Raw genomic sequence first — 22,775 nt, forward strand, 5'->3', positions numbered from 1 at the left:
AGCGCCTACGTAAACCGCCGATCAAGAGTCCTGCCCGAGACTGCTGGGCCGACTGCGGTCATCAGACGATCCTGCGGCTGCAGAGGGGGTTTCATGCGGACGCGCCATCCAGGCCGATCCGAACGCGGCAGCCGCGCCGACGCCCCAGACCACGGATGAGGCGGTGCTAGAGTTTCACCGCCGTGAGCGGCGCGTCCTGCTGAGCGGCCGTAGTGGCGGCAGCGGCAAGCCCGGCAGCGGCGATGTTTGCTGCACCGCTGACGCCCTGCAGCACCCGGCTTGGAAGAACGGTGGCGGTATCGCTGGCAGCACGCACCAGGTTGGCCCCACCGTTCAATGCCCAGGCCGCCGCCGATGCATACGCCACACGGGTGCTGTCGTTTCCGTTCAGCGAAGGAGTCAGCGCACTGAGTACGCCAGCGGCAGCGCCTACCAGATTGGCGCTTGAAACCAATGCATTGGCGGGCACGTTGCCGGCCTGGTTGATGACCGCGCCACCAGCCCACAGGGCACCACTGACAATACTGGTGAGCTCGGCTGGCCGCTGCTGCGACGCAGACAGTCGTGCAGCGGCCACCGAGAGCCCCGACGCCGCTGCGTCCACTAATGGGCCGCCGTATGCGCCCACCTGCTGCAATAAGCCCGGCGCATCGGCATGCGAGGGCTCTGCAGAAACGTCGGTATTGGCCCGAATCGCCGCACGGGATGGTGCCCGTCCAAGCGAAGACAACGCATTTTCGCTGGAGGGTGTGGCAGGTACCGATGCAGTTTGACTATCGATACCCGCTTCCACATCAATGCCGGTCGCCGCATGCGACGTCATGGATGACACGTTGCCAATCACCATTTTTGACTCCTGGCCGCGTTGGACACGATCAGACTCTAGCAAGTGCCTAAATAAAAAAGCTGCAATCCAGTAGGAATGAAGCATAAATTTCGCATAACGCTTGCGTGGACTGCACCGTTCACCAATGCAATGCAGATGCCAATTGGCCGTACAGGCCTCTCAGCCCGCCATGCCGTTATGCCGTAGCAGCGCATCGATGGTCGGGGCCCGACCGCGGAAGGCGCGGAAGTTCTCTGCCGCCGGACGACTGCCGCCACGCGCAAGCACCTCGGCGCGGAACCGTGCGCCGGTCTGCTCCAGTTGATCTGGCGCTTCTTCGAATGCGGCATAGGCATCGGCGCTGAGCACTTCGGCCCATTTATAGCTGTAATAGCCGGCCGCATAGCCGCCGACAAAAATATGGCTGAACTGATGCGGAAAGCGATTCCATGCCGGCGGCCGATTGACCGCCACTTCGTCGCGCACGCGCTCGATCAATTGCAGCACGCTGTCCTGGGCCGGGTCGTAGCTGCCGTGCAGCTGCATGTCGAATAAGGCGAATTCCAGCTGACGCACGGTGAACATGCCGCTCTGGAAATTACGCGCCGCCAGCAGGCGATCGAACAGGTTACGCGGCAACGGCTCGCCGGTCTGCACGTGCGCGGTCATCGCCTGCACGCGCGCCCACTCCCAGCAGAAGTTTTCCATGAACTGGCTGGGCAACTCAACCGCGTCCCATTCCACGCCGTTGATGCCGGCCACGCCCAGCTCGCCAACGCGCGTGAGCAACTGATGCAGGCCGTGGCCCATTTCATGGAACAGCGTGGTGACTTCGCCGTGGCGAAAGGTGGCCGGCGCATCGCCGCTGCCGCGCCCGAAGTTGCACACCAGATACACCAGCGGCGTCTGCACGCCGTTGGCGGTGTTGCGGCGGTTGCGGCAATCGTCCATCCACGCGCCGCCACGTTTGCCTTCACGCGCGTACAGGTCCAGATAGAACTGGCCGACCAGGGCGCCGTGCGCATCTTCCAACCGGTAAAACCGCACATCCGGGTGCCAGACCGGTGCGCTGTCGGGTTTGACGGTGAGCCCATACAGGCTGTGGATCACATCGAACAGGCCGGCCAGCACCTTCGGCTCGGTGAAGTACTGCTTCACCTCCTGCTCGGAAAAGCTGTAACGCGCCTGCTTGAGTTTTTCCGAAGCGTAGGCCAGGTCCCAGGCCTGCAGTTCATCCAGACCCAACTCGTCGCGCGCAAAGGCTTCCAGTTCGGCGCGGTCGCGCTGTGCATGCGGCTTGGCGCGCGCAGCCAGATCGCGCAGGAAGCCCATCACCTCGTCGGGGCTCTGCGCCATTTTGGTAGCAACCGAATAGTCGGCGTAACTGGCAAAGCCGAGCAGCTGTGCCAACTCGGCGCGCAGGGCCAGGATGCGATCGATGTTGGCGCTGTTGTCCAGCGTGGCATCGCCGAATTCGGACGCGCGCTCGGCATTGGCGCGATACAGCCGCGCGCGCAGGTCGCGGCTGTCGGCATCGCTCTGCACCGGCAGATAGCACGGCATCTGCAAGGTGAATTTCCAGCCCGGCACGCCGTCCTTTTCGGCGGCCGCGCGTGCGGCGGCAATCACTTCGGCCGGCAGTCCCGACAGCTGGGTTTGGTCTTCGGTCAGGTACGACCACGCATCGGTGGCGTCGAGCACGTTCTGCGAAAACCTGGCTGCCAACGCCGAGAGTTCTTCCTGGATCTGCGCGAACCGCGCCTTGGCGGCATCATCGAGTTCGGCACCGCCCAAGCGGAAATCGCGTAGCGCATTGTCCAGCACCTTGCGACGCGCGTCATCGAAGTGTGCGGCTTCCGGCGATTGTGCCAGTGCCTTGTATTGCGCATACAACGCCAGGTTCTGCGCCAGCGCGCTGCCGAAGCGGCTCACCTTGGGCAGGTTGCTGTTGTAGGCCTCGCGCAGCTCGGGCGTGTTGACCACCGCCTGCAGATGCCCCACCTGCCCCCAGGCACGCCATAGCCGCTCGGTGGCATCGTCCAGCGGCGTGACGAAGCTGTCCCAGCGCACCGGGCTGACCTGCTCGGCTGCCTTCACCGCCGCCTCGGCCTCGGCGAGCAATTGGTCGATCGCCGGGCCCACGTGTTCGGGGCGGATCGCATCGAAGGACGGCAGTCCGGACAGATCGAGCAGCGGGTTGGTCATGGAGCGCTCCGGCAATGGACTGGATAAGTAGATTCAAAGATCGGCAAACGTGGCAGGCAAACCGTGGCGCACAACCGCCAGCAGGCTGAGCACGGCGCCAGGGGCACGGTGCCCGCCCGTACCTGCCGACTGCGGACACCGATCGCACCGGCGTGGCGGTGAGCGCAGCGCCTTGATGCTCACGTCCCGGATATGGCGGTCATTCCAGCGCCGCACAAGGCAAGGCAGGCAAATCGCCGCCGTTCACGGCCAGCGCAATGGCGGCATCGCTGTCGCTGACATCGATCGCGCGCGCCTCGTACCAGGCCGGGTCGTAATAACTGTGCGCGTAACGTTCGCCAGCATCGCACAGGATGGTGACGATGGAGCCCTGCCGGCCCTCGTCGCGCATGCGCCGGGCGGCGTGCAGCACGCCGACGAAGTTGGTGCCGGTGGAGCCGCCCACGCGGCGGCCCAGCGTGGCGCTGACGTGGCGCATCGCCGCCAGGCTCAGCGCATCGGGCACCTTGATCATCACATCCACGCAGCTGGCGATGAAGCTCGATTCCACCCGCGGGCGGCCGATGCCTTCGATGCGCGAGCCGCCGGTGATGGCCAGCTCCTTGGGGCATTGGCCGTCCACTGCGCGGCAATAGCCGTCGAAGAACACCGACACTTCCGGGTCGGCGCACAGGATGCGGGTGGCATGGCGCCGATAGCGCACGTAGCGGCCCAGGGTGGCGCTGGTACCGCCAGTGCCGGGGCTGCAGACGATCCAGTCCGGGATCGGGTGCGGCTCTTCGGCCAGTTGCTTGAAGATCGATTCGGCGATGTTGTTGTTGGCGCGCCAGTCGGTGGCGCGCTCGGCGTAGGTGAACTGGTCCATGAAGTGCCCGCCGGTCTCGCGTGCGAGCTGGTGCGAGGCGCTGTCCAGATCGCAGGCGCGCTCGACCAGGTGGCAGCGGCCGCCCTGGAACTCGATCGCGGCGATCTTCTCCGGCGAGGTCGAGGCCGGCATCACCGCGATGAAAGGCACGCCGAGCAGGCGCGCGAAATACGCTTCGGAAATGGCCGTGGAGCCGCTGGACGCCTCGATCACCGGGCGCCCGGCGCGCAGCCAGCCATTGGTGAGCGCGTACAGGAATAGCGAGCGCGCCAGGCGGTGCTTGAGGCTGCCGGTCGGGTGGCTGGACTCGTCCTTGAAGTACAGGTCGATGCCCGGATAGCCCGGCAGTTCCATCGGAATCAGGTGGGTGTCGGCCGACCGATTGAAATCGGCTTCGATCTTCTGGATGGCGGCGGCCACCCACTGGCGCTGCGACATGGCAGGACTTGGCTGCAAAAGTAGCGGTAATTCTACCGCCGTCGCCTGCCCGCCTACGCAGCCAGCGCATCGGGCGGACAGCTGGGGCCGATGCTATGCTCGCCGCACCTGTCACTGCCTCGACTGTCCGTGCTGCATCGCCTGCTCCGCCTGCTGCTGTGCCTGTGCCTGGTTGCCAACACGGCCACCGGCGCGTGGGCGTCGGTGGGCATGGCCATGCCGGCAATGGCGTCGGGCACGATGCCCGCCGCGCCCATGGCGGGCACTGCCGCGACCACGCAGACGGAGCAGCCGGCTGCCCTGCCGTGCCATGAGGCGATGCCCCCGCCGACTGCCATGCAGGTGCACGATAAGGCCACGCATGCGCACGCGCCCGACTGCTGCAAACTGGGCAGCTGCGATTGCCTGCAGCACTGCAGCCTCGCCTTGTTGACCTTGCCTGCCGTACCCGCGGGCCTGCTCGGCCACCCGGCGCTGCCGGACACCTTGACCGAGGGGCGCAGCAGCCCGCTGCCCGACCAACCGGTGCGACCTCCCATCGCCTGAGCGCCGGCGGCCCTGCCTTGGCCGTCCTCGGCCCCGCGCGTGCTTGCGCGGGTTCCCTCAGTTGTGCGCTGCGCCCATCTCTTGCCGATGGAGCGCGCAGGAGATGTCATGTCTTTCGATCCCCCGTTTTCCCACGGCTCAACCGCCAGCGGCCTGAGCCGGCGCCGCTTCGTCCAGGGCCTGGCCCTGGGCGGCATCGCCGCCAGCGGCCTGTGGCGCAACGATGCGCGCGCCGCGGCCCAGGCGAACACGCCCGTGCTGCGCGGAAGCAGCCAGTCGCTGCAGATCGGCCGCCTGCCGGTCAACTTCACCGGGCGCCCCCGCTCCGCAATCACCGTCAACCAGAGCCTGCCGGCACCCACCTTGCGCTGGCGCGAGGGCGACACGGTGAGCGTGCGCGTGCGCAACGCGCTGACCGACCAACCCACCTCGGTGCATTGGCATGGCCTGTTGCTGCCGGCCAACATGGACGGGGTGCCGGGCATGAGTTTCGACGGCATCGCGCCGGGCCAGGAGTATCACTACCGCTTTGCGCTGCGCCAGTCCGGCACCTACTGGTACCACAGCCATTCGATGTTTCAGGAGCAGTCAGGGCTGTATGGCGCCATCGTCATCGACCCGCTGGTGCCGCCGCCGTACCGGCACGATCGCGAACATGTGGTGCTGCTCTCGGACTGGACCGATCTGGACCCGGCCGCCCTGTTCCGTCGTTTGAAACAGATGCCGAGCCACGACAACTACGCGCAGCGCACCGTCGGCGATTTTCTACGCGATGCGCGCGACGACGGCCTGCGCGCCACGCTGGCCGACCGCGGCATGTGGGGGCGCATGCGCATGACGCCCACCGACCTGTCCGACGTCAACGCCAACACCTACACCTACCTGCTCAACGGCGTGGCACCGGCCGGCAATTGGACCGGCTTGTTCAAACCCGGCGAGAAGGTGCTGCTGCGTTTCATCAATGGCTCGTCGATGACCTACTTCGACATCCGTATCCCCGGCCTGCGCATGACCGTGGTGGCCGCCGACGGGCAATACGTGCATCCGGTCAGCGTGGACGAACTGCGCATCGCCGCGGCCGAAACCTTCGACGTGATTGTCGAACCGCTCGGCCAGGATGCGTTTACGTTATTCGCGCAGGACATGGGCCGCACCGGCTTCGCCTGCGGCACGCTGGCAGTGCAGCACGGCTTGCAGGCGCCGATTCCTGCGCTGGATCCGCGCGCCATCCTGACCATGCAGGACATGGGGCATGGCGATGGCATGGATCACGCGCTGCCCGCAATGCACGGCGCGCCCGGGATGCTGGCGGCGCATGGGATGCACACCATGCACTCGCATGACGATGCCAAGGCACACGACAAGGCGCCGCATCATTCCGCCAGCGAAACCGGCAACCCGCTGATCGACATGCGCAGCAATGCCACTGCACCGCGCCTGGACGACCCCGGCGTGGGCCTGCGCGACAACGGCCGCCGCGTGCTGTGCTACGCCGATCTGCATAGCGTGTTCGACGACCCGGATGGGCGCGAACCGGGCCGTGACATCGAGCTGCATCTGACCGGGCATATGGAAAAATTCGCATGGTCCTTCGATGGCATCGCGTTCGCTTCCGCGCAACCCTTGCAGCTGCAATACGGCGAGCGCCTGCGCATCGTGCTGGTCAACGACACCATGATGCAGCACCCCATCCATCTACATGGCATGTGGAGCGACCTGGAAGATGCGCACGGCAACTTCCAGGTACGCAAGCACACCATCGACATGCCGCCCGGCACCCGCCGCACCTACCGCGTGCGTGCCGATGCGCTCGGCCGCTGGGCGTATCACTGCCATCTGCTGTACCACATGGAAGCGGGCATGATGCGCGAAGTGCGGGTGGAAGCATGAGCCGCTTTCGCATGCAGGCCTGGTTCGCGGCTGCGTTCTTGGCGAGCGCATCTGCGGTTGCGCAGGAGCATCAGCACGATGCGATGGAGGAGGCACCGCAGGACATGCAGGAACAGGCGATGCAAATGGCCGATGGCGCACATGAGACCCCGGCATCATCTCAGGCCGCACCCATCGACCACACTCACATGTCGCACGCTGAGATGGGCAGCAATGCCATGGACCATGAATCGATGAAGCAGGGATCCATGGACGATGCAGCCATGCACCACCAAGCGATGGATCACGCTTCGATGGACCACTCGAAGATGCACCACACGCAGCCAACACACGCTGCGCAAGCTCCTGCATCACTCACCGAGACACGCACTAACCCGCTACCACGCGCCCCCATCCCCCCAACCACGGCGGACGACATCGCCGCTGCATTCGCACCATTGCGCACGCATACGATGCACTCGGCAGGTATCAATCATTATGTCCTGCTCGATCGGCTGGAGGCTTCCAACACTAACCGCGGTAGCGGCCAGGCCTGGGAATCACGCGCATGGATCGGTGGCGACGTCGACCGGCTCTGGCTGCGCAGCGAAGGCGAACGGCACGACGGGCGCACCGAATCCGCCTCGCTGGAAGCGTTCTATGGCCATGCCATTTCGCCGTGGTGGGATGTGCTTGTCGGCGCGCGCCAGGACATCGGCGCAGGAGAACATCGCAGCTGGGCGGCTTTCGGCGTGCAAGGACTGGCGCCCTACAAGTTCGAAACCGAAGCCACGCTATATGTGGGCACCGGCAGCCGCGCGGCGCTGCGGCTGGAAGGCGAATACGAGGTACTGCTGACCAACCGCCTGATCCTGCAGCCGCGTGTGGAAGCCGACATCGCGCTTACCGACGACAACCGCCGCGGTATTGGCAGCGGCCTGGAACAGGTCGAACTTGGCTTGCGCCTGCGCTACGAGATCACCCGCCGCTTCGCGCCGTACATCGGCTGGATGCACAGCCGCAGCTTCGGCGATAGCGCACAGCGCGCGGCGATGGACGATATCCGCGCGCGCGACAGCCGCTTTGTTGCCGGAGTGCGCGTTTGGTTTTGAGGCAGTGGTACCGCGGTTGGCCCTCTCCATCAACGCTCGCGCATCCCACCCGCTGCCAGTCGGCCATGACACGCCGACAACCCTGCCCTGGCTAACATCGCCCATTCGCGCAACACGCCGCACCCCCACAATCCACACCAGGAGACCGCCATGCCTTTGAACGATCTGCAACACGTGCCAGGCGCCAATGACGCGCCCGCCGAGACACACGGCTTCGTGTTCAACCACACCATGCTGCGCGTCAAGGATGCAACGCAGTCACTGGATTTCTATACGCGTGTCCTGGGCTTCCGCCTGCTCGACGCACGCGATTTTGCCGACGCAAAATTCAGCCTGTATTTTCTCGCGCTGCTACCCGAAGGCACCGCCATTCCCGATGACGACGCCCAGCGTCGGCTGTGGATGGCAGGTATCCCCGGCGTGCTCGAACTCACCCATAACCATGGCACCGAAACCCAGGATGGCCCGGTCTATCACGACGGCAACAGCGACCCGCGCGGCTTCGGCCATCTCTGTATCTCGGTGCCGGATATCCATGCCGCCTGCGCACGTTTCGACAGCCTCAACGTGCCATACCAAAAACGCCTGGAAGACGGCCGCATGAAGCACCTGGCCTTCATCAAGGACCCGGATGGTTACTGGGTGGAGATCATTTCCAATACGCCGTTGGCGTAAGTCCAACGCTCAGCGGCAAGCTGGCGCGTCAGCGGGGACGGGATGGCAACCAGCCGATACCAATGCCGAACGCGACGCGTCCCTTGCCTCGAAGCCCCGCGCCGCAACGACGCGCGGTAACCGCCAGGCCCGGTGCAGCGACTGGACACAACGGCGGGCTGGAGTAGACTTTCGCCGCCCTCCGCAATGGATGCACCCCAATGCTCGTCAGGAAGATTTCACTGGTCCTTGCGCTAGCAACGATCGCCGCCTGCACACAGGCGACACCGGACGCCACCGCTCCGAAGACCGCCGCAGCCGCGGCCGGCACCCCTACAAAACCGTCAGAAAAGGATGCATCTCCCATGCAGGACGCAACCCAGGGATCGACCCAGCAACTGCAGCCGCCGCGGACCGACAGCGTGCTGTATTTCATCAGCAACGTGGACGGCGATGGCGCAACCTCGTACGAGGTCGCCAATGGCAGCTGGATTCATTATTGGTACGGCTTCCAGTTCGAACTCGGTGGTACGCGGTATTACACCGGCTTCGCCTGGGAAACGCCCGAGCGCTTCGGCGCAGAAGGCGAAGACCACTCTCCTGCGCCCGGCACCAAGGTGACGTTGGCCCATGCCACTTTCGTGACCAGCGAACCGGGGAGCAAAACGCCGTGGAAGCTGCTTGGCGCAGAGCCCTACATCGGCGAATTCGGCGGCTTGGAACAAGGCAACACCGTCGACACCACGCGTCGACCACAGACCTTTGTCACCGATGACAGCCGGCTGGTGCTGGCCGTGCCGACGTGGAGCCTGCAGTCGGGCGTGCGCATCCTTTCCTACGACGCACTCGTGTTCAACCCGAAAGAAACCGATAACGTCAACGACAAGCATTGGACCTATATCGGCAACATTCCGGCTGGTGAGGACAACAGCGCCAATTGTGGCGAAGATGCGCCCGGGAAGATTGCCTGCGTCAAGAACAGCAGCACGCTGGCGTTCGTGAAGCAGCCCGGCCTGCCCGCGCTGCGGGTAACCGTCTCTGCCGATCCGCCGACGAGCGGGGGTGACGCGACGGTTGAATATCGCTACGATGCGGCCAGCAAATCGTATTTGCCGACCCCTTGATACAGGACCAAAGGAATTGGTTCGGGCGGCGTACCGCTGCAGCCGCGTGGCTGCAGCACTCAATCAAGGACCTTGAGCGATGCCGACGAACTATTCACGAGCCCAAGTGCTCGACATCATCGAACGCGAAGCGGCCGAGCGGAATATTCCGCGTGACGACTTCCTGCGTTTTGCCCACGTAGAGACTGGCGGCGCCTTCGACGAGTTGGCCAGCCGCGGCCCCGGTGGTGCGAAAGGACTGTTCCAGTTCACTCCGCCAACCGCCCAGCAGTACGGCATTGCCGGACGCGAACTGGACGCGGTGGTCAACACCGACGCAGCAGCGCGGCTGTATCTGGATAACCGGACGAGCCTGGTCAATCGGCACGAACGCGATGGGCGGCCCTACCTGTCGGGCAAGCCGGAGCCCGATGGCCTGGATATGTACCTGGCCCATCAGCAAGGCGCCGGTGGCTACCGCTCTCTGCAGACCGCGATCGCCACGGGATCTTTTGGCCTGGAAAGCACACGCGCCAATATTCTCAACAATGTCGGCGAGAAAGAGCTGAAGTCGTTGACCGGCGTGGATTCGGCAACGTTTCGGCGCATGTCCGACAAGGATATGGCACAGACGTTTGTGCAGTACTGGGATACGAAGATGGACCGTATCCGTATTCCCGAAAAAGGCATCGAGCCCATTTCGGCCACGCAGCAGGCACCGTCGCACGCTGCGCCAGCGCATTCCGCGCCTGCCCAGCCGGAGAAACCCGCAGCGCAAGGCATCGCGCTTCACGCGGCCTACGACCTCACCAATAAATACGACCACGTCAAATACGGCCTGGGCGCGAAAGATCCCGACAAAGGCAGGGTCGATTGTTCGGGCTGGGTGGTCGAGATGCAGAACGCGACCATGGATGAGATCAACAAGGGCGCCGGCAAGGCCATCTTCACCAAGGACGAAAAGTTCAGCCCTGGTTTCGACAGCGCGTCCGAACTGCTGCGCAAGGCCGAGCTGCGCTCCGGCGTGCTGATCCAAGGCAAGGACGTGACTGCCCAGAGCCTCAAAGAAGGCATGATCATCGGCGAGGACAATGGCCCGCAGAGTTGGGACAAGGGGCGTTACAAGGGCATCGACCACATCACGATGGTGGTGCGCGACCCCAAGGATGGCCAGCTCAAGATCAGCCAATCCCGTGGCGGCGAGGGTGTTGAGCTCAGCTCGCTGGATTCCTACCTTGAGCGCAAGCACGCCAAGGGCGTCAAGCTGTATGCAAGCGACCCGCTGTCTGAGGCGCGCGACCTGCTGCAGGAGCGCAGCCAGAACAAGCAGCAATCCCACCCAGCGTCCGAGCACAAACCCAGCCAGGCACACGCCGCCGCGGATGCGCCGAGTGTCCTGCGCGAAAATGCGCGTGGTGCAGAAGTGCGCACCTTGCAGCAGACGCTGCAGCAACTGGGCTACAAGGACGCAGCCGGCAACGAACTCAAGGCTGACGGTGCCTATGGCCAACGGACCAGCGACGCGGTCAAGGCATTCCAGCGTGCGCATGGGCTGCAGGACGATGGCGTGGTTGGCCGCGATACGCAGGCTGCGCTGAAGCAGGCGGAAAAGACGCCACTGCTCTCGGAGAAAACCAACCCCGACCACCCGCTGTTCAATCAGGCCCTCAACAAGCTGGAACAGCTCGGCCCCAATGCCTTCGCCAATCGGCAGCAGCTGGTAAATGCGGCCGGCCACATGACCTTCGGAGCCAAGGTCAGCGGCATGCAACGCATCGACATGGTGGCGCAAAGCAAGGATGGCAACGGACTGTTTGCCGTGCAGGGTCAGCCAACCGATCCGGCGCATCAGCGGATCTACACCGAAAAGGCAACCGCTGCGGAACGTCCGCTGGAGCAAAGCAGCAATGCGGTGCGGCAGGATGCGCAAACGCAAACGCAGGTCCAAGATCAGCACGAGCAACAACGTAGCCAGACGCGCAGCGTCGGTTGATTGGTGCAATAAAAACACAGAAGGGGCGCCGATCGATGGATCGGCGCCCCTTCGGGTTACGCCTGCATTGCTTGTTTTTTCGAATCACATCGAGCGCCGGATATCCGGCGTCAACAGGGGTGATCCGTCAGTTGGACGTCGCAACAGCCGCTCTGTCAGGGAACCACTGCGGCAACTGCTCGGCGAATTTCGCTGCACATTCGTCGCTATAGGCCTGTGCTGCTTGCTTGACCAATGCGTAATCGTTGGCTTCCCATTCTTCCAGCGAGGCAGTGCGCGGTGTCGGCGCACAGTCCAGACTGACCGGGCTCGCCTTGCGCTTCAAAAAGCCGCTGCGCTCCCCACCGATCGTCACTGCGTAGCGCAGCTCGTAAGGCGACTTGGTATCGGCCAGGCTCTGATAGACCAGCAGCCAGTCCGACATCAGCACCTGCAACGGGAACGGTTCTACCGGCACGGCCCCCGGATGCCCAGTGAAGTAGGTCTTCAAATGCGCGTTGACCGCATCGCGCTGCAATCGATAGCCAGGATTCCCCAGGCCTTCCATCTTTTCGCCTTTCAGCTGATCCTTTCCGAAGGCAGAGACCGCAACACCGCGCGCAAACAGGCTGGTAGCGATTTGCAAGCCGACGACCATCCCGGTATGTCCGCGGCGGACGACACGTAGCATCTCGTCGCCGTTGGGCAAGCCGTTCGAGCCCACGCGCATGCTGGAATGCAATGGGAGTTGCAAGGCCCAATCTGCCGAGGGCGTCATGACAGCCCCTGCATCGGACTGCGGATTTGGTTGCGCGTCTGTTGCGGCGACCGACACAGTGCCTGCAACTGCAGCAGCCGCATACGCAGTTGCCGCGGAGAAATCCCCGCTTGCAAACGCAGGCACCACCGCCGTGGCTTCGGTCATGCGCGCAGAGGTACAGAACGTGCCAGCCGCCCGCATCTGTGCTTCATGGAAGCCAATGCCGTTGATCTGGTGCACGACGGCATCCTTGCCGTACTGTTCCACCAGCTTGCCGATCAACGCATCGGAGGGCGATTGCTGTGCACAGACCTTGGCGGCTGCGATGCGCGACCAGGCGAACTGCAGCGCAGGATCCCAGCCCATCGCATCTTCGCCCACGAATCCGTGGTCGTAGTGATACGCATAAATGGCAGGGTCGATCTCCTGCAGCGTCATTCCGCCCTGGCCGGCATAGCCCAGCGGCACGTCTTGGGCAACAGCAAGCCCCGGCAATGCCAACAGCACCGCCGCGATACACGTCTTCATGAATCCCTGTCCCTATGGATAAGTACGCCGCGCTGCATGTCCCCCATGCAGCGCGACCGATGCGTCACCGCTCGCACACGACGGCTTCCAACCTGCAGGACTCTGATCGACGGGTAATGGCACAACGCACCCGGCCGATCGTCCTGCAGGGATAGTGTGCCCGCACACGGCAGCCATCGCAGTCGGGGCGGTCCCCACGCATGTGTGGGGACCGCCCCTTCGAGTAGCCAAAAAAACGACTGCGCAGCCGTCAGGCGGGCGCGGCGGGTGCTCGGAATCAGCATTTACCACTCCTACACTGCGATTCTGAGCGCGCCGTCCGCGCCCACCTGACGGCTGCTCGCTACGTTTTGTTAGCCGCTCTAAGATGCTCACTGCTTAGGCATGCAAGATTCCGCCTGGGCCTGGTTGCCAATCGCGTGGCGTGCGCAATGCGGCCAATACACGCACCAGCTCGCGATAGCTCTGGGCCAGTTGCGCGAACAGACCCGCATCGCTGCAGCGGGTATCGGCCACTTCGGAATACGCGCCCCTGCCCAGATCGATGAAGTAATCCACACTGAGGCGCCGGCGTTGCGCCACACCGGGAAACAGGCCTGCAATCAGCAGGCAGCCGTCGCCCACATCACGCAGTGCGTCGGCCCGCACGCTACCGATCTGGTCCTGCGCATGCAGCCATGCCAGCGCCTGCGTACGCGAAAGCAGATGCGCATCGCGCTGGAAGCGCAGCAACACGAACACCAGATAGTGCTCGCGCGATTCGTCCAGCGGACGCGCGATCCGCTGCCCCGCCTCGCGCACCAACGCCTGCCACAATTCGGCCGGCGCCCCCTGTTTGAAAGACTCGTGCATACGTCCTCCTGCGTGGTGTGGACCCTCGCCAGGAGCTTATGCATAACTTGGGCCACTGCGTTGGCAGAGGCTGTGGTGGAGCGCTAAGGACGGCCGCTGGCAGTGCTGCCGCGCCTTTGCCGGACGGAAAGGGCCACTCCTGGAAACGGCATGGCCACGTGCAAAGGCAAGATGTCGGCGACCGCTTTGCGAGGAACTGAACCTCGCGCGTTGCGCACTAGCGCGGCCAGCACGACGTCGCAAGCAATCGCCATCCGGGAACATGACAGCGACAGAGCCGACCATGCACTGACTGCACGCAGCTGGCAGTGCGCGCAGCCGCCACCGCGTCAGCGCTTATTCCACCGTCACCGACTTGGCCAGATTGCGCGGCTTGTCCACATCGGTGCCGCGCGCCAGGGCGGTGTGGTAGGCCAGCAATTGCACCGGGATGGTGTGGATCACCGGCGACAGCACGCCGGCATGGCGTGGGGTGCGGATGACATGCACGCCTTCGGAGTCGCTGAAGTGGCTGTCCTGGTCGGCGAACACGAACAGCTCGCCGCCGCGTGCGCGCACTTCCTGCATGTTGGACTTGACCTTCTCCAGCAGGCGGTCGTTCGGTGCGATCACCACCACCGGCATCGCCGCGTCCACCAGCGCCAGCGGGCCGTGCTTCAACTCGCCGGCCGGGTACGCTTCGGCGTGGATATAGGAGATTTCCTTGAGCTTGAGCGCGCCCTCCAATGCAATCGGGTAATGCAGGCCGCGACCGAGGAACAAAGCATTCTCCTTGGGCGAAAATCGTTCGGCCCAGGCCATGATCTGCGGTTCCAGATTCAACGCATGCTGCACGCTGCCGGGCAAAAAGCGCAGCTGCTCCAGATACTCGGCTTCTTCGGCGTCACTGATGCGGCCCTGCAACGTTCCCAGCACCATGGTGAGCTGGAACAACACCGCCAGCTGGGTGGTAAAGGCCTTGGTCGAGGCCACGCCGATCTCGGCGCCGGCACGTGTATAACAGACCAGTTCGCTGGCGCGCGGGATCGCACTTTCCGGCACGTTGCAGATCGACAGCGTGTGCAGATGCCCAAGCGATTTGGCGTATTTCAGCGCTTCCATCGTGTCCAGCGTTTCGCCGGACTGGGAGATGGTCACGATCAGATGCTTCGGGTTGGCATAGGCGGCGCGGTAGCGGTATTCGCTGGCGATCTCCACACTGCATGGCAGCCCGGCAATGGCTTCGATCCAGTAACGCGCGGTCATGCCGGCGTAGTAGCTGGTACCGCAGGCCAGGATCTGCACGCCTTCGATGTCGCGCAGCACCGCTTCTGCGTTGGCGCCGAACAGCGATGCAGGGAAACCCTTGGCATCGATCGCCGCCTCGATGGTGTCGGCCAAGGCGCGCGGCTGCTCGTGGATTTCCTTCTGCATGAAATGGCGGAACGGGCCCAGTTCCAGCGAGGCCAGCGACACGTCCGACAGGTGCAGCGGGCGCTCCACCGGCGCATCGTTACCGTCGAAGATGCGCACGCCATCGCGGCGCAGTTCGGCGGTATCGCCTTCTTCGAGGAAGATCACCTGGCGTGTGGCCTGCACGATCGCCGAGACATCGGAGGCGACGAAGTTCTCGCCCTCGCCTACCCCGATCAGCAACGGGCAGCCCATGCGCGCGCAGACGAAGCGTTCCGGTTCGGCCTGGCTCACCACCGCCAGCGCATAGGCACCGGTCAGTTCCTTGACGGTGTGCTGCAGCGCGGTGAGCAGGTCGCCGGCGCTGCCCAGATGGTGATGGATCAGATGCGCGATGACCTCGGTGTCGGTCTGCGACTCGAAGGTGTAGCCGAGCGCGCGCAGTTTTTCGCGCTGCGCTTCGTGGTTTTCGATGATGCCGTTATGCACCAGCGCCACGCCGGCGCTGATGTGCGGGTGCGCGTTGGCCTCGGTCACCCCGCCATGGGTGGCCCAGCGCGTATGGCCGATGCCCAGGGTGGCGCCGAGCTGTTCGGCCTGCGCGGCCTGCGCCATCTCGGCCACCCGCCCGGTGCGACGCACCCGGCGCACCTGCGCGCCGTCGAGCACTGCAATGCCGGAGGAATCGTAGCCGCGGTATTCCAGGCGCTTGAGTCCCTCGATCAGGACCGGGACCACATCGCGCCCGGCGATCGCTCCGACAATGCCGCACATAAGACAGCTCTCGCAAAAGAAGTCGCACATTTTAGCGTGTCCGCTCTTGTCCGCTGCATGACCGTGCCCGGACAGCGTGTCCGCCACCAGTGTCCGCGGACACTGCGGACACTGGTCATCACGCCATAAAATTCATCTATTTCAATGACCTAAGCGTTGGCACAGGTCCTGCTTTATTGCAGCGACGCCACCGAGCCAGCCGATCATGATTCGCGATACCTCCGCCCAGGACCAGGTTCTCCGTACACCCGCCCAGCGCGCGCCGTGGCGCCGTTGGCTGTGGCCCGGTATCGCCACGGTGGCGGTGCTGGCCGGCATCGGCTGGGCCGTGACTGCGTGGAGCGCCGGCAGCCGCTCGTTCGACGCCAGCCGCGTGCGCATCGCCACCGTCACCCAGGGCGACCTGGTGCGCGACATCGCCGCCGACGGCCGCGTGATCGCTGCCAACAGCCCGGTGCTGTACGCCATCTCGGCCGGCACGGTGACGCTGAGCGTGGTGGCCGGCGACGTGGTCAAGCAGGGCCAGGAACTGGCGCGCATCGACAGCCCCGAGTTGCGCAGCAAGCTCGCGCAGGAGCAGGCCACCCTGGCGGGCCTGGAGGCCGAATCCAGCCGCGCGGCCCTGGATGCCACCCTGGCGCGTGCCAACGCCAGCAAGCTCACCGACCAGGCCCAGATCGACAAGCAGGCCGCCGCGCGCGACCTGGAGCGCTACCAGCGCGGCTTTGACGGCGGCGCCGTGCCGCAGGTGGAACTGGCCAAGGCGCAGGACACCTTGAAGAAGACCGATATCGACCTGCAGCATGCCCAGCGCGATGCCGCGTTGAAGAGCCAGGGCGCGGACCTGGATTCGCGCAACAAGCGCCTGCTGGCGGACCGCCAACGCGCTGTGGTGGCCGAAGTGCAGCGCCAGGTGGACGCGCTCACGCTGCGCTCGCCCTTCGATGGTCAGGTCGGCCAGGTGCAGGCCGTGCAGCACACCCAGGTCGCTGCGAACGCGCCGATTCTGGGCGTGGTGGATCTGTCCAAGTTCGAAGTGGAGATCAAGGTGCCGGAGAGTTTCGCGCGCGATCTGGCGATCGGCATGCCGGCCCAGCTCACCAGCGGCAGCGGCGAACCGTTCGCGGGCGCCGTCTCGGCGGTGTCGCCGGAAGTGGTCAACGGCGAAGTCACCGCGCGCATCCGCTTCACCGACAAGCAGCCGCCGGGCCTGCGCCAGAGCCAGCGCATGAGCGCACGCGTGCTGATGGATACGCGCCGCAACGTGCTCAAGGTCGAACGCGGCCCGTTCCTCGAACAATCCGGCGGCAGCTATGCCTATGTGATGGATGGCAACACGGCGGTGCGCCGCCCCGTGCGCATGGGCGTCAGCAGCCTGGGCGAAGTGCAGGTGCTCTCCGGGCTACAGGTCGGCGACCGCGTGGTGGTCTCCGGCGCAGACAACTTTGGCGACGCGCCGCGCGTCACCGTCCACTGATTCGATCGTTCCCACTCGTCGCACACTCTCTTCGCAAAGGAATCGGCAATGCTCAAGATGCAAGCAGTCTCCAAGGTCTTCCGCACCGAACAGGTGGAAACGCATGCGCTGCGGTCGCTGGACCTGCATGTGCGCGAAGGCGAATTCGTCGCGGTCACCGGCCCCTCCGGCTCGGGCAAGACCACCTTCCTCAACCTGGCCGGGCTGCTGGAAACCTTCACCAGCGGGCAGTATGTGCTCGACGGCGAAGACGTCAGCCATCTGTCCGACGATGCGCGTTCGCGCCTGCGCAACCGGAAGATCGGTTTCATCTTCCAGGGCTTCAACCTGATTCCCGACCTCAACCTGTTCGACAACGTCGATGTGCCGCTGCGGTATCGCGGCATGCCAGCAGCCGAGCGCAAGCAGCGCATCGAAGAGGCACTGACCAAGGTCGGCCTGGGTTCGCGCCTGCGTCACTACCCCACCGAACTTTCCGGTGGCCAGCAGCAGCGTGCTGCGATTGCGCGCGCGCTGGCCGGTAGTCCACGTCTGCTGCTGGCCGACGAACCCACCGGCAACCTCGACTCGCAGATGGCGCGCGGGGTGATGGAACTGCTGGAAGAGATCAACAGCCAGGGCACCACCATCGTCATGGTCACCCACGACCCGGAACTGGCCGCACGCGCGCAGCGCAACGTGCATATCGTCGACGGCCAGGCCACCGACCTGGAACGCAATCCCAGCCTGATGCGCGCGCCTGCCGCCGTTGCAACCCTGGCCGACTAAGGAGCCCACCCATGTTCGGCTACTACTTTCATCTTGCCGTGCGCAGCTTCCGCCGCAACAAGGTGCTCACCGCATTGATGGTGCTGGCCATTGCGCTGGGCATCGGCGCCAGCATGACCACCTTGACGGTGTTCTATGTGTTGTCGGGCGACCCGATCCCGCAGAAGAGCGACCGGTTGTTCTATGTGCAGGTGGATGCGGAACCGAAGTCCGGCTATCAGCCGGGAGACGAGCCCGATTACCAGTCCACCCGCTTCGACGCCGAGGCGCTGCTGCGTGAGAAGCGTGCCATGCGTCAGGCGATGATGTCAGGCGGAAGTGTCGCGATCGAGCCACAGCGCAGCGGATTAAGTCCTTTCAAGCTGAACGCTCGTTTCACTTCGGCCGATTTCTTTGCGATGTTCGACGTGCCCTTGCTCTACGGCCAAGCGTGGTCCGGCACAAGCGACGAGCGGCACGAACGTGTTGCGGTGATCAGCAAGTCGCTGAACGAAAAGCTGTTCGACGGTGGCAACAGCGTCGGGCGCGAAGTGCGCGTGGACAAGAACACCTTCCGTATCGTCGGCGTCCTGGATACCTGGAAGATCGACCCACGCTTCTACGACATCACAGACACCTACGGCGCGAACGAACAACTGTACGTGCCGTTCAGTACGGCGATGGATCTGAAATTGAGCCATTCCGGCGGGACCAACTGCTCCGGCAAGGTCGAGGCGGGCGACACCACCGCGCTGAATGCACCCTGCAACTGGGTGCAGTACTGGGTGGAATTGGGAAATGCCAAGCAAGCGGGCGATTACAAGGTCTACCTCGAAAATTATTCCGATCAACAACGTGCCGCCGGGCGCTTTACCCGGCCCAACAATGTGCGCCTGCGCAACGTGATGCAGTGGCTGGACTACAACAAGGTGGTTCCCAGCGACGTCCGCCTGCAGCTGTGGTTGGCCATGGGCTTTCTGCTGGTGTGCCTGCTGAACACGGTCGGCCTGTTGCTGGCCAAATTCCTGCGCCGCAGCGGAGAGATTGGTGTGCGGCGCGCGCTTGGCGCGTCGCGCGGCGCAATCTTTGCGCAGTGTCTGGTGGAGGCAGGAACCATCGGCCTGGCCGGCGGCATCGGCGGACTTGTGCTGGCGTGGTTGGGGCTGTGGGCCGTACGTCAGCAACCGGTGGATTACGCCGCGCTGGCGCACCTGGATATCACGATGCTGCTGCTGACGTTCGCCATTGCGATCGCCGCGAGCCTGCTTGCCGGCATCCTGCCGTCCTGGCGCGCCATCCAGGTCGCACCGGCACTGCAATTGAAGTCGTCCTGAACCTCCTGCCCGCCGCACCGCGGCGAGCCATGCTTCCTATCTTCAAGGTCAGCCCATGGACATCCGACCCATCATCTCCACCTTGCGCCGCCATAAGACGGCCGCCGCACTGATCGTGCTCGAGATCGCACTGGCTTGCGCCATTATCTGCAATTCGCTGTTCCTGATCGGCAATCGCCTGGACACGCTCCAGACTCCCAGTGGCATCGCCGAGCAGGAGCTGCTCAGCATCCAGCTGGACGGCATCGGCCCGCAGGCCAATGCCGATGCACGTACCCGGGAGGATCTGGCAGCGCTACGCGCGGTGCCCGGCGTGCGCAATGCGGTCATCACCAATCAGATCCCCTTCGTCAATTACTCGTCCAACACGGGGCTGAGCCTGACCCCGGAGCAGGAACGCCCTACGCTCAATGCCGCGCAGTATCTGGTCAGCGAAGGCAGCCTGGATGCACTTGGCATGCAATTGGATGCCGGCCGCGACTTCAGCCCGGACGAATACATCAGCCAGGAAAAGGCTGATAACGACGATGAGGTCCGCAAGAAAGGTGCGGCGGTCATCCTGACGCAGGGGGCGGCGGACAAGATGTTCCCCGACCGCAGCGCGCTCGGCAAGACCATCTACTCTGGCGGTGTCCCGCTGCGTATCGTCGGAATCGTGCGCACCCTGGCGCGACCGAACAATGTCAATGGACTGTCGGCAAAGGACTATTCGATGCTGCTGCCTATCCGTCCTCCTTACACGGATGGGCAATACGTCGTACGTGTCACCGGCCCTTTGCGTCGGGCGGAAGTGCTGAAGGCGGCAGTGGCGGCTTTGATGAAAGTGGACAACAGCCGGCTGGTGCTGAAACAAGAGACCTACACCGAAATCCGCGACAAGTATTTCCGCAATGATCGCGCCATGATCTGGCTGCTTGGGGCGGTGTGCGTCGCCCTGCTGATTGTGACCGCCTTGGGTATCGTCGGCCTGGCGAGTTTCTGGGTGCAGCAACGCACCAAGCAGATCGGTATCCGCCGTGCGCTGGGTGCAACGCGCAGCCAGATCCTGCGCTACTTCCAGATCGAGAATTTCCTGCTTGCCTCGGTCGGCATCGTGCTCGGCATGCTGATGGCCTACTCGATCAACGTCTGGCTGATGGCACGCTATGAATTGCCGCGACTGCCGGCAATCTATCTGCCGATTGGCGCGTTGCTGCTATGGATGCTCGGCCAGCTGGCGGTGTTCTGGCCGGCCCGGCGCGCAGCCGCAGTGCCACCGGCTGTGGCCACCCGCAGTGCATGATGGCCGGCGTTCCTTCGCTGTCACTTGGCGGTGGGGAAGCGACCAGGCTCGCCATCCACCGTGCGTTTCTACCCTCGTTACGAACCGGATTCCCTCATGCCTTGCTCTCTTGCATCATCGGCATTGATCGCCTTGACGGCCTGCTGCCTCCTTCACCCCGGCCAAGCCGATGCGGCAACGCGGGCGCACGCGGCGTCGGCCTCGTCCAGCACTTCGATGCAAGAGGTGCTCGCCATCGACGACACCCGGCTGAACTGGCGCCATAACGATCAAATCCTGGAGCTCGTCGCCAGTAGCGACGGATTGCTGGTGACCCAGGCCAGCGCGTCGCTCAGCCTGCAGTTGCAACGCGGCGACCGCGTGCGCACGGCGGGCAGAACCGAGATCACCACAGTCGCAACACTGCTGGCCGCACTGCGGGCTGCTGCAGGCAACCCCGTCGCCGTGGATGTCATGCGCGATGGTGTGCAGGTGCATCTGATCTGGACAGCGGCCACGTACACACCGCTGTTGCCGCCCGCGGCTCCATAACCAGCATCGTGCCGGCACACGGTCGGTGCACCATGCGCCCGGCCGCTTGAGTCCGCCGACGTTGCCGCTCGACGATCTGCCGCCCCCCTGCCGAGCGGCGCGTTGTCGCTGCGTGTTGCCAGTATTCTGTGCCGATCACTCCCGCGCCTCCTTGAGCAATGCGATGCCGCACATCCTGATCATCGACGACAACACGGCCGTGGCCACTGCATTGGAGGTGCTGTTTTCGTTGCACGACATCGAGGCGCGGCACGCGCATTCGCCGCAGGCCGGGCTGGCGCTGCTGGACGAGCAGGCGTTCGATCTGGTGATCCAGGACATGAACTTCACCGCCGATACCACCTCCGGCGAAGAAGGCGAAGCGCTGTTTACCCAACTGCGTCAGCGTCATCCGGACCTGCCCGTGATCCTGCTCACCGCCTGGACGCATCTGGGCAGCGCGGTGGGCCTGGTCAAGGCCGGCGCGGCCGATTACATCGCCAAACCCTGGGACGACACCAAGCTGCTGACCACGGTCAACAACCTGCTGGAACTGTCCGAAGCACGCCGCGAGCTGGAAGGTCGGCGCGAACGCGAACGGCGCGGCCGCGAGCAGCTGACCCAGCGCTACGATCTGCGCGGCGCGGTGTTCGCCGATCCTGCCAGCGAGCGCGCCATCGCCCTCGCCTGTCAGGTCGCACGCTCGGACTTGCCGGTGCTGATCACCGGCCCCAACGGCAGCGGCAAGGAAAAGATTGCCGAGATCATCCAGGCCAATTCGGCCACCAGACACGGCCCGTTCATTGCACTCAACTGCGGCGCCTTGCCAGGCGAATTGATCGAAGCCGAATTATTCGGTGCCGAAGCCGGTGCCTACACCGGCGCCAACAAGGCGCGCGAAGGCAAGTTCGAAGCGGCCGATGGCGGCACGCTGTTTCTCGACGAGATCGGCAACCTGCCGCTGGCGGGGCAAATGAAGTTGCTGCGCGTGCTGGAAACCGGCCGTTACGAGCGGCTGGGCTCCAACCGTGAACGCCACGCCAAGGTGCGCGTGATCAGCGCCACCAATGCCGATCTGCCGGCGATGATCCGCGACGGCAGTTTTCGCGAGGATCTGTATTACCGGCTCAACACGGTGGAAATCGCACTGCCTGCACTGGCCGAACGCCCCGGCGATATCGGCCCGCTGGCCGAGCACTTCCTTGCCGGTGAAAAGCCGCTGTCCGCGCAGGCGCGCGATGCATTGCAACGGCATGGCTGGCCCGGCAACGTGCGCGAGCTGCGCAATGTGCTGCAACGCGCCGCCTTGCTCGCGCAGGGCGCGCGTATCGAAGCGGGCGATCTGAATCTGCCACGTGCACCCGCCCCCACGGCCGGCGGCGCCGGCTGCAGGCGAGCCGGATCGCGCGCGTATCGAACAGGCGCTGGCACGCGCGCAAGGTGTGATCGCACAAGCCGCCGCCGAGCTGGGGTTGAGCCGCCAGGCCCTCTATCGGCGCATGGACCGCTACGGCATCACCTCGGAATGA

The 22,775-nt window shown here is 64.5% G+C and carries 16 protein-coding genes, 1 other RNA gene and 2 pseudogenes; 13 read left to right on the forward strand and 6 right to left on the reverse strand.

The annotated features are described in order from the left end of the window. Nucleotides 1-21 precede the first annotated feature (21 nt). The 3 genes and pseudogenes from AMD14_RS18740 to AMD14_RS18750 all read right to left on the reverse strand — a co-directional run bounded on the left by AMD14_RS18740 (nt 22) and on the right by AMD14_RS18750 (nt 4,334). Nucleotides 22-847, reverse strand: a pseudogene (locus AMD14_RS18740) (hypothetical protein). 159 nt (nt 848-1,006) lie between these two features. Beyond that, the gene (locus tag AMD14_RS18745; RefSeq protein WP_045714614.1) at nt 1,007-3,031 is read right to left on the reverse strand and encodes a M3 family metallopeptidase; all 2,025 of its coding nucleotides are present in this window, start codon (nt 3,029-3,031) and stop codon (nt 1,007-1,009) included. A gap of 199 nt (nt 3,032-3,230) precedes the next feature. Continuing rightward, the gene (locus AMD14_RS18750; protein ID WP_003484047.1) at nt 3,231-4,334 is read right to left on the reverse strand and encodes a PLP-dependent cysteine synthase family protein; all 1,104 of its coding nucleotides are present in this window, start codon (nt 4,332-4,334) and stop codon (nt 3,231-3,233) included. A 90-nt stretch (nt 4,335-4,424) separates the two neighbouring features. On the opposite strand from AMD14_RS18750, the gene AMD14_RS18755 reads away from it, so the two are divergent. The 6 genes from AMD14_RS18755 (at nt 4,425) to AMD14_RS24770 (ending at nt 11,611) form a co-directional block, all read left to right on the forward strand. Continuing rightward, nucleotides 4,425-4,880, forward strand: a complete 456-nt coding sequence (locus tag AMD14_RS18755) for a CopL family metal-binding regulatory protein (RefSeq protein WP_015463624.1) — start codon at nt 4,425-4,427, stop codon at nt 4,878-4,880. An 87-nt stretch (nt 4,881-4,967) separates the two neighbouring features. Beyond that, the gene (locus AMD14_RS18760; RefSeq protein ID WP_040107673.1) at nt 4,968-6,770 is read left to right on the forward strand and encodes a copper resistance system multicopper oxidase; all 1,803 of its coding nucleotides are present in this window, start codon (nt 4,968-4,970) and stop codon (nt 6,768-6,770) included. Further along, nucleotides 6,767-7,861 carry a copper resistance protein B gene (locus tag AMD14_RS18765; RefSeq protein ID WP_011052413.1) on the forward strand — a complete coding sequence of 365 codons (1,095 nt, stop codon included), beginning with the start codon at nt 6,767-6,769 and terminating at the stop codon, nt 7,859-7,861. Before AMD14_RS18760 ends, AMD14_RS18765 begins: the two co-directional genes overlap by 4 nt. 150 nt (nt 7,862-8,011) lie before the next feature. Beyond that, nucleotides 8,012-8,536 carry a lactoylglutathione lyase gene (gloA, locus tag AMD14_RS18770; RefSeq protein ID WP_011052414.1) on the forward strand — a complete coding sequence of 175 codons (525 nt, stop codon included), beginning with the start codon at nt 8,012-8,014 and terminating at the stop codon, nt 8,534-8,536. Nucleotides 8,537-8,880: 344 nt separating this feature from the next. Next, nucleotides 8,881-9,639 (forward strand): hypothetical protein, encoded by a 759-nt coding sequence (locus AMD14_RS18775; protein ID WP_005926598.1) that lies wholly within the window; start codon nt 8,881-8,883, stop codon nt 9,637-9,639. A 106-nt stretch (nt 9,640-9,745) separates the two neighbouring features. After that, complete coding sequence (locus tag AMD14_RS24770; RefSeq protein WP_015463625.1) at nt 9,746-11,611, forward strand: XVIPCD domain-containing protein; 1,866 nt, start codon at nt 9,746-9,748, stop codon at nt 11,609-11,611. A 127-nt stretch (nt 11,612-11,738) separates the two neighbouring features. Here the strand turns inward: AMD14_RS24770 and AMD14_RS18785 are convergent, their stop codons facing one another. Further along, the gene (locus tag AMD14_RS18785; RefSeq protein ID WP_011052417.1) at nt 11,739-12,878 is read right to left on the reverse strand and encodes a hypothetical protein; all 1,140 of its coding nucleotides are present in this window, start codon (nt 12,876-12,878) and stop codon (nt 11,739-11,741) included. Between the two features lie 282 nt (nt 12,879-13,160). Here AMD14_RS18785 and AMD14_RS24070 point away from each other — a divergent pair. Then, nucleotides 13,161-13,237, forward strand: a non-coding RNA gene (locus AMD14_RS24070) — sX9 sRNA. 19 nt (nt 13,238-13,256) lie between these two features. Here AMD14_RS24070 and AMD14_RS18790 read toward each other — a convergent pair. Then, complete coding sequence (locus AMD14_RS18790) at nt 13,257-13,730, reverse strand: hypothetical protein (RefSeq protein ID WP_003484033.1); 474 nt, start codon at nt 13,728-13,730, stop codon at nt 13,257-13,259. 336 nt (nt 13,731-14,066) lie between these two features. Then, nucleotides 14,067-15,896, reverse strand: coding sequence for a glutamine--fructose-6-phosphate transaminase (isomerizing) (gene glmS, locus AMD14_RS18795; protein WP_011052419.1), 1,830 nt, complete (start codon nt 15,894-15,896; stop codon nt 14,067-14,069). Between the two features lie 205 nt (nt 15,897-16,101). On the opposite strand from glmS, the gene AMD14_RS18800 reads away from it, so the two are divergent. The 6 genes and pseudogenes from AMD14_RS18800 (at nt 16,102) to AMD14_RS18825 (ending at nt 22,775) form a co-directional block, all read left to right on the forward strand. Continuing rightward, the gene (locus AMD14_RS18800; RefSeq protein ID WP_005920864.1) at nt 16,102-17,373 is read left to right on the forward strand and encodes an efflux RND transporter periplasmic adaptor subunit; all 1,272 of its coding nucleotides are present in this window, start codon (nt 16,102-16,104) and stop codon (nt 17,371-17,373) included. 48 nt (nt 17,374-17,421) lie between these two features. Beyond that, nucleotides 17,422-18,141, forward strand: a complete 720-nt coding sequence (locus tag AMD14_RS18805) for an ABC transporter ATP-binding protein (protein ID WP_005920866.1) — start codon at nt 17,422-17,424, stop codon at nt 18,139-18,141. A gap of 11 nt (nt 18,142-18,152) precedes the next feature. After that, nucleotides 18,153-19,454, forward strand: a complete 1,302-nt coding sequence (locus tag AMD14_RS18810; protein ID WP_040259873.1) for an ABC transporter permease — start codon at nt 18,153-18,155, stop codon at nt 19,452-19,454. A gap of 55 nt (nt 19,455-19,509) precedes the next feature. Further along, complete coding sequence (locus tag AMD14_RS18815) at nt 19,510-20,736, forward strand: ABC transporter permease (protein WP_011052420.1); 1,227 nt, start codon at nt 19,510-19,512, stop codon at nt 20,734-20,736. Nucleotides 20,737-20,952: 216 nt separating this feature from the next. After that, complete coding sequence (locus tag AMD14_RS18820; protein WP_015463627.1) at nt 20,953-21,267, forward strand: hypothetical protein; 315 nt, start codon at nt 20,953-20,955, stop codon at nt 21,265-21,267. Nucleotides 21,268-21,430: 163 nt separating this feature from the next. Then, nucleotides 21,431-22,775 (forward strand): annotated as a pseudogene (locus tag AMD14_RS18825) (sigma-54-dependent transcriptional regulator).

This window comes from Xanthomonas citri pv. citri (assembly GCF_000961215.1).
Lineage (GTDB): Bacteria > Pseudomonadota > Gammaproteobacteria > Xanthomonadales > Xanthomonadaceae > Xanthomonas > Xanthomonas cissicola.

Bases quoted from the DNA above. Each gene is read 5' to 3' on its own strand.
- AMD14_RS18745 (WP_045714614.1), bottom strand. From the start codon at position 3,031: ATGACCAACCCGCTGCTCGATCTGTCCGGACTGCCGTCCTTCGATGCG.
- AMD14_RS18750 (WP_003484047.1), bottom strand. From the start codon at position 4,334: ATGTCGCAGCGCCAGTGGGTGGCCGCCGCCATCCAGAAGATCGAAGCC.
- AMD14_RS18755 (WP_015463624.1), top strand. From the start codon at position 4,425: ATGCTATGCTCGCCGCACCTGTCACTGCCTCGACTGTCCGTGCTGCAT.
- AMD14_RS18760 (WP_040107673.1), top strand. From the start codon at position 4,968: ATGGAGCGCGCAGGAGATGTCATGTCTTTCGATCCCCCGTTTTCCCAC.
- AMD14_RS18765 (WP_011052413.1), top strand. From the start codon at position 6,767: ATGAGCCGCTTTCGCATGCAGGCCTGGTTCGCGGCTGCGTTCTTGGCG.
- gloA (WP_011052414.1), top strand. From the start codon at position 8,012: ATGCCTTTGAACGATCTGCAACACGTGCCAGGCGCCAATGACGCGCCC.
- AMD14_RS18775 (WP_005926598.1), top strand. From the start codon at position 8,881: ATGCAGGACGCAACCCAGGGATCGACCCAGCAACTGCAGCCGCCGCGG.
- AMD14_RS18785 (WP_011052417.1), bottom strand. From the start codon at position 12,878: ATGAAGACGTGTATCGCGGCGGTGCTGTTGGCATTGCCGGGGCTTGCT.
- AMD14_RS18790 (WP_003484033.1), bottom strand. From the start codon at position 13,730: ATGCACGAGTCTTTCAAACAGGGGGCGCCGGCCGAATTGTGGCAGGCG.
- glmS (WP_011052419.1), bottom strand. From the start codon at position 15,896: ATGTGCGGCATTGTCGGAGCGATCGCCGGGCGCGATGTGGTCCCGGTC.
- AMD14_RS18800 (WP_005920864.1), top strand. From the start codon at position 16,102: ATGATTCGCGATACCTCCGCCCAGGACCAGGTTCTCCGTACACCCGCC.
- AMD14_RS18805 (WP_005920866.1), top strand. From the start codon at position 17,422: ATGCTCAAGATGCAAGCAGTCTCCAAGGTCTTCCGCACCGAACAGGTG.
- AMD14_RS18810 (WP_040259873.1), top strand. From the start codon at position 18,153: ATGTTCGGCTACTACTTTCATCTTGCCGTGCGCAGCTTCCGCCGCAAC.
- AMD14_RS18815 (WP_011052420.1), top strand. From the start codon at position 19,510: ATGGACATCCGACCCATCATCTCCACCTTGCGCCGCCATAAGACGGCC.
- AMD14_RS18820 (WP_015463627.1), top strand. From the start codon at position 20,953: ATGCAAGAGGTGCTCGCCATCGACGACACCCGGCTGAACTGGCGCCAT.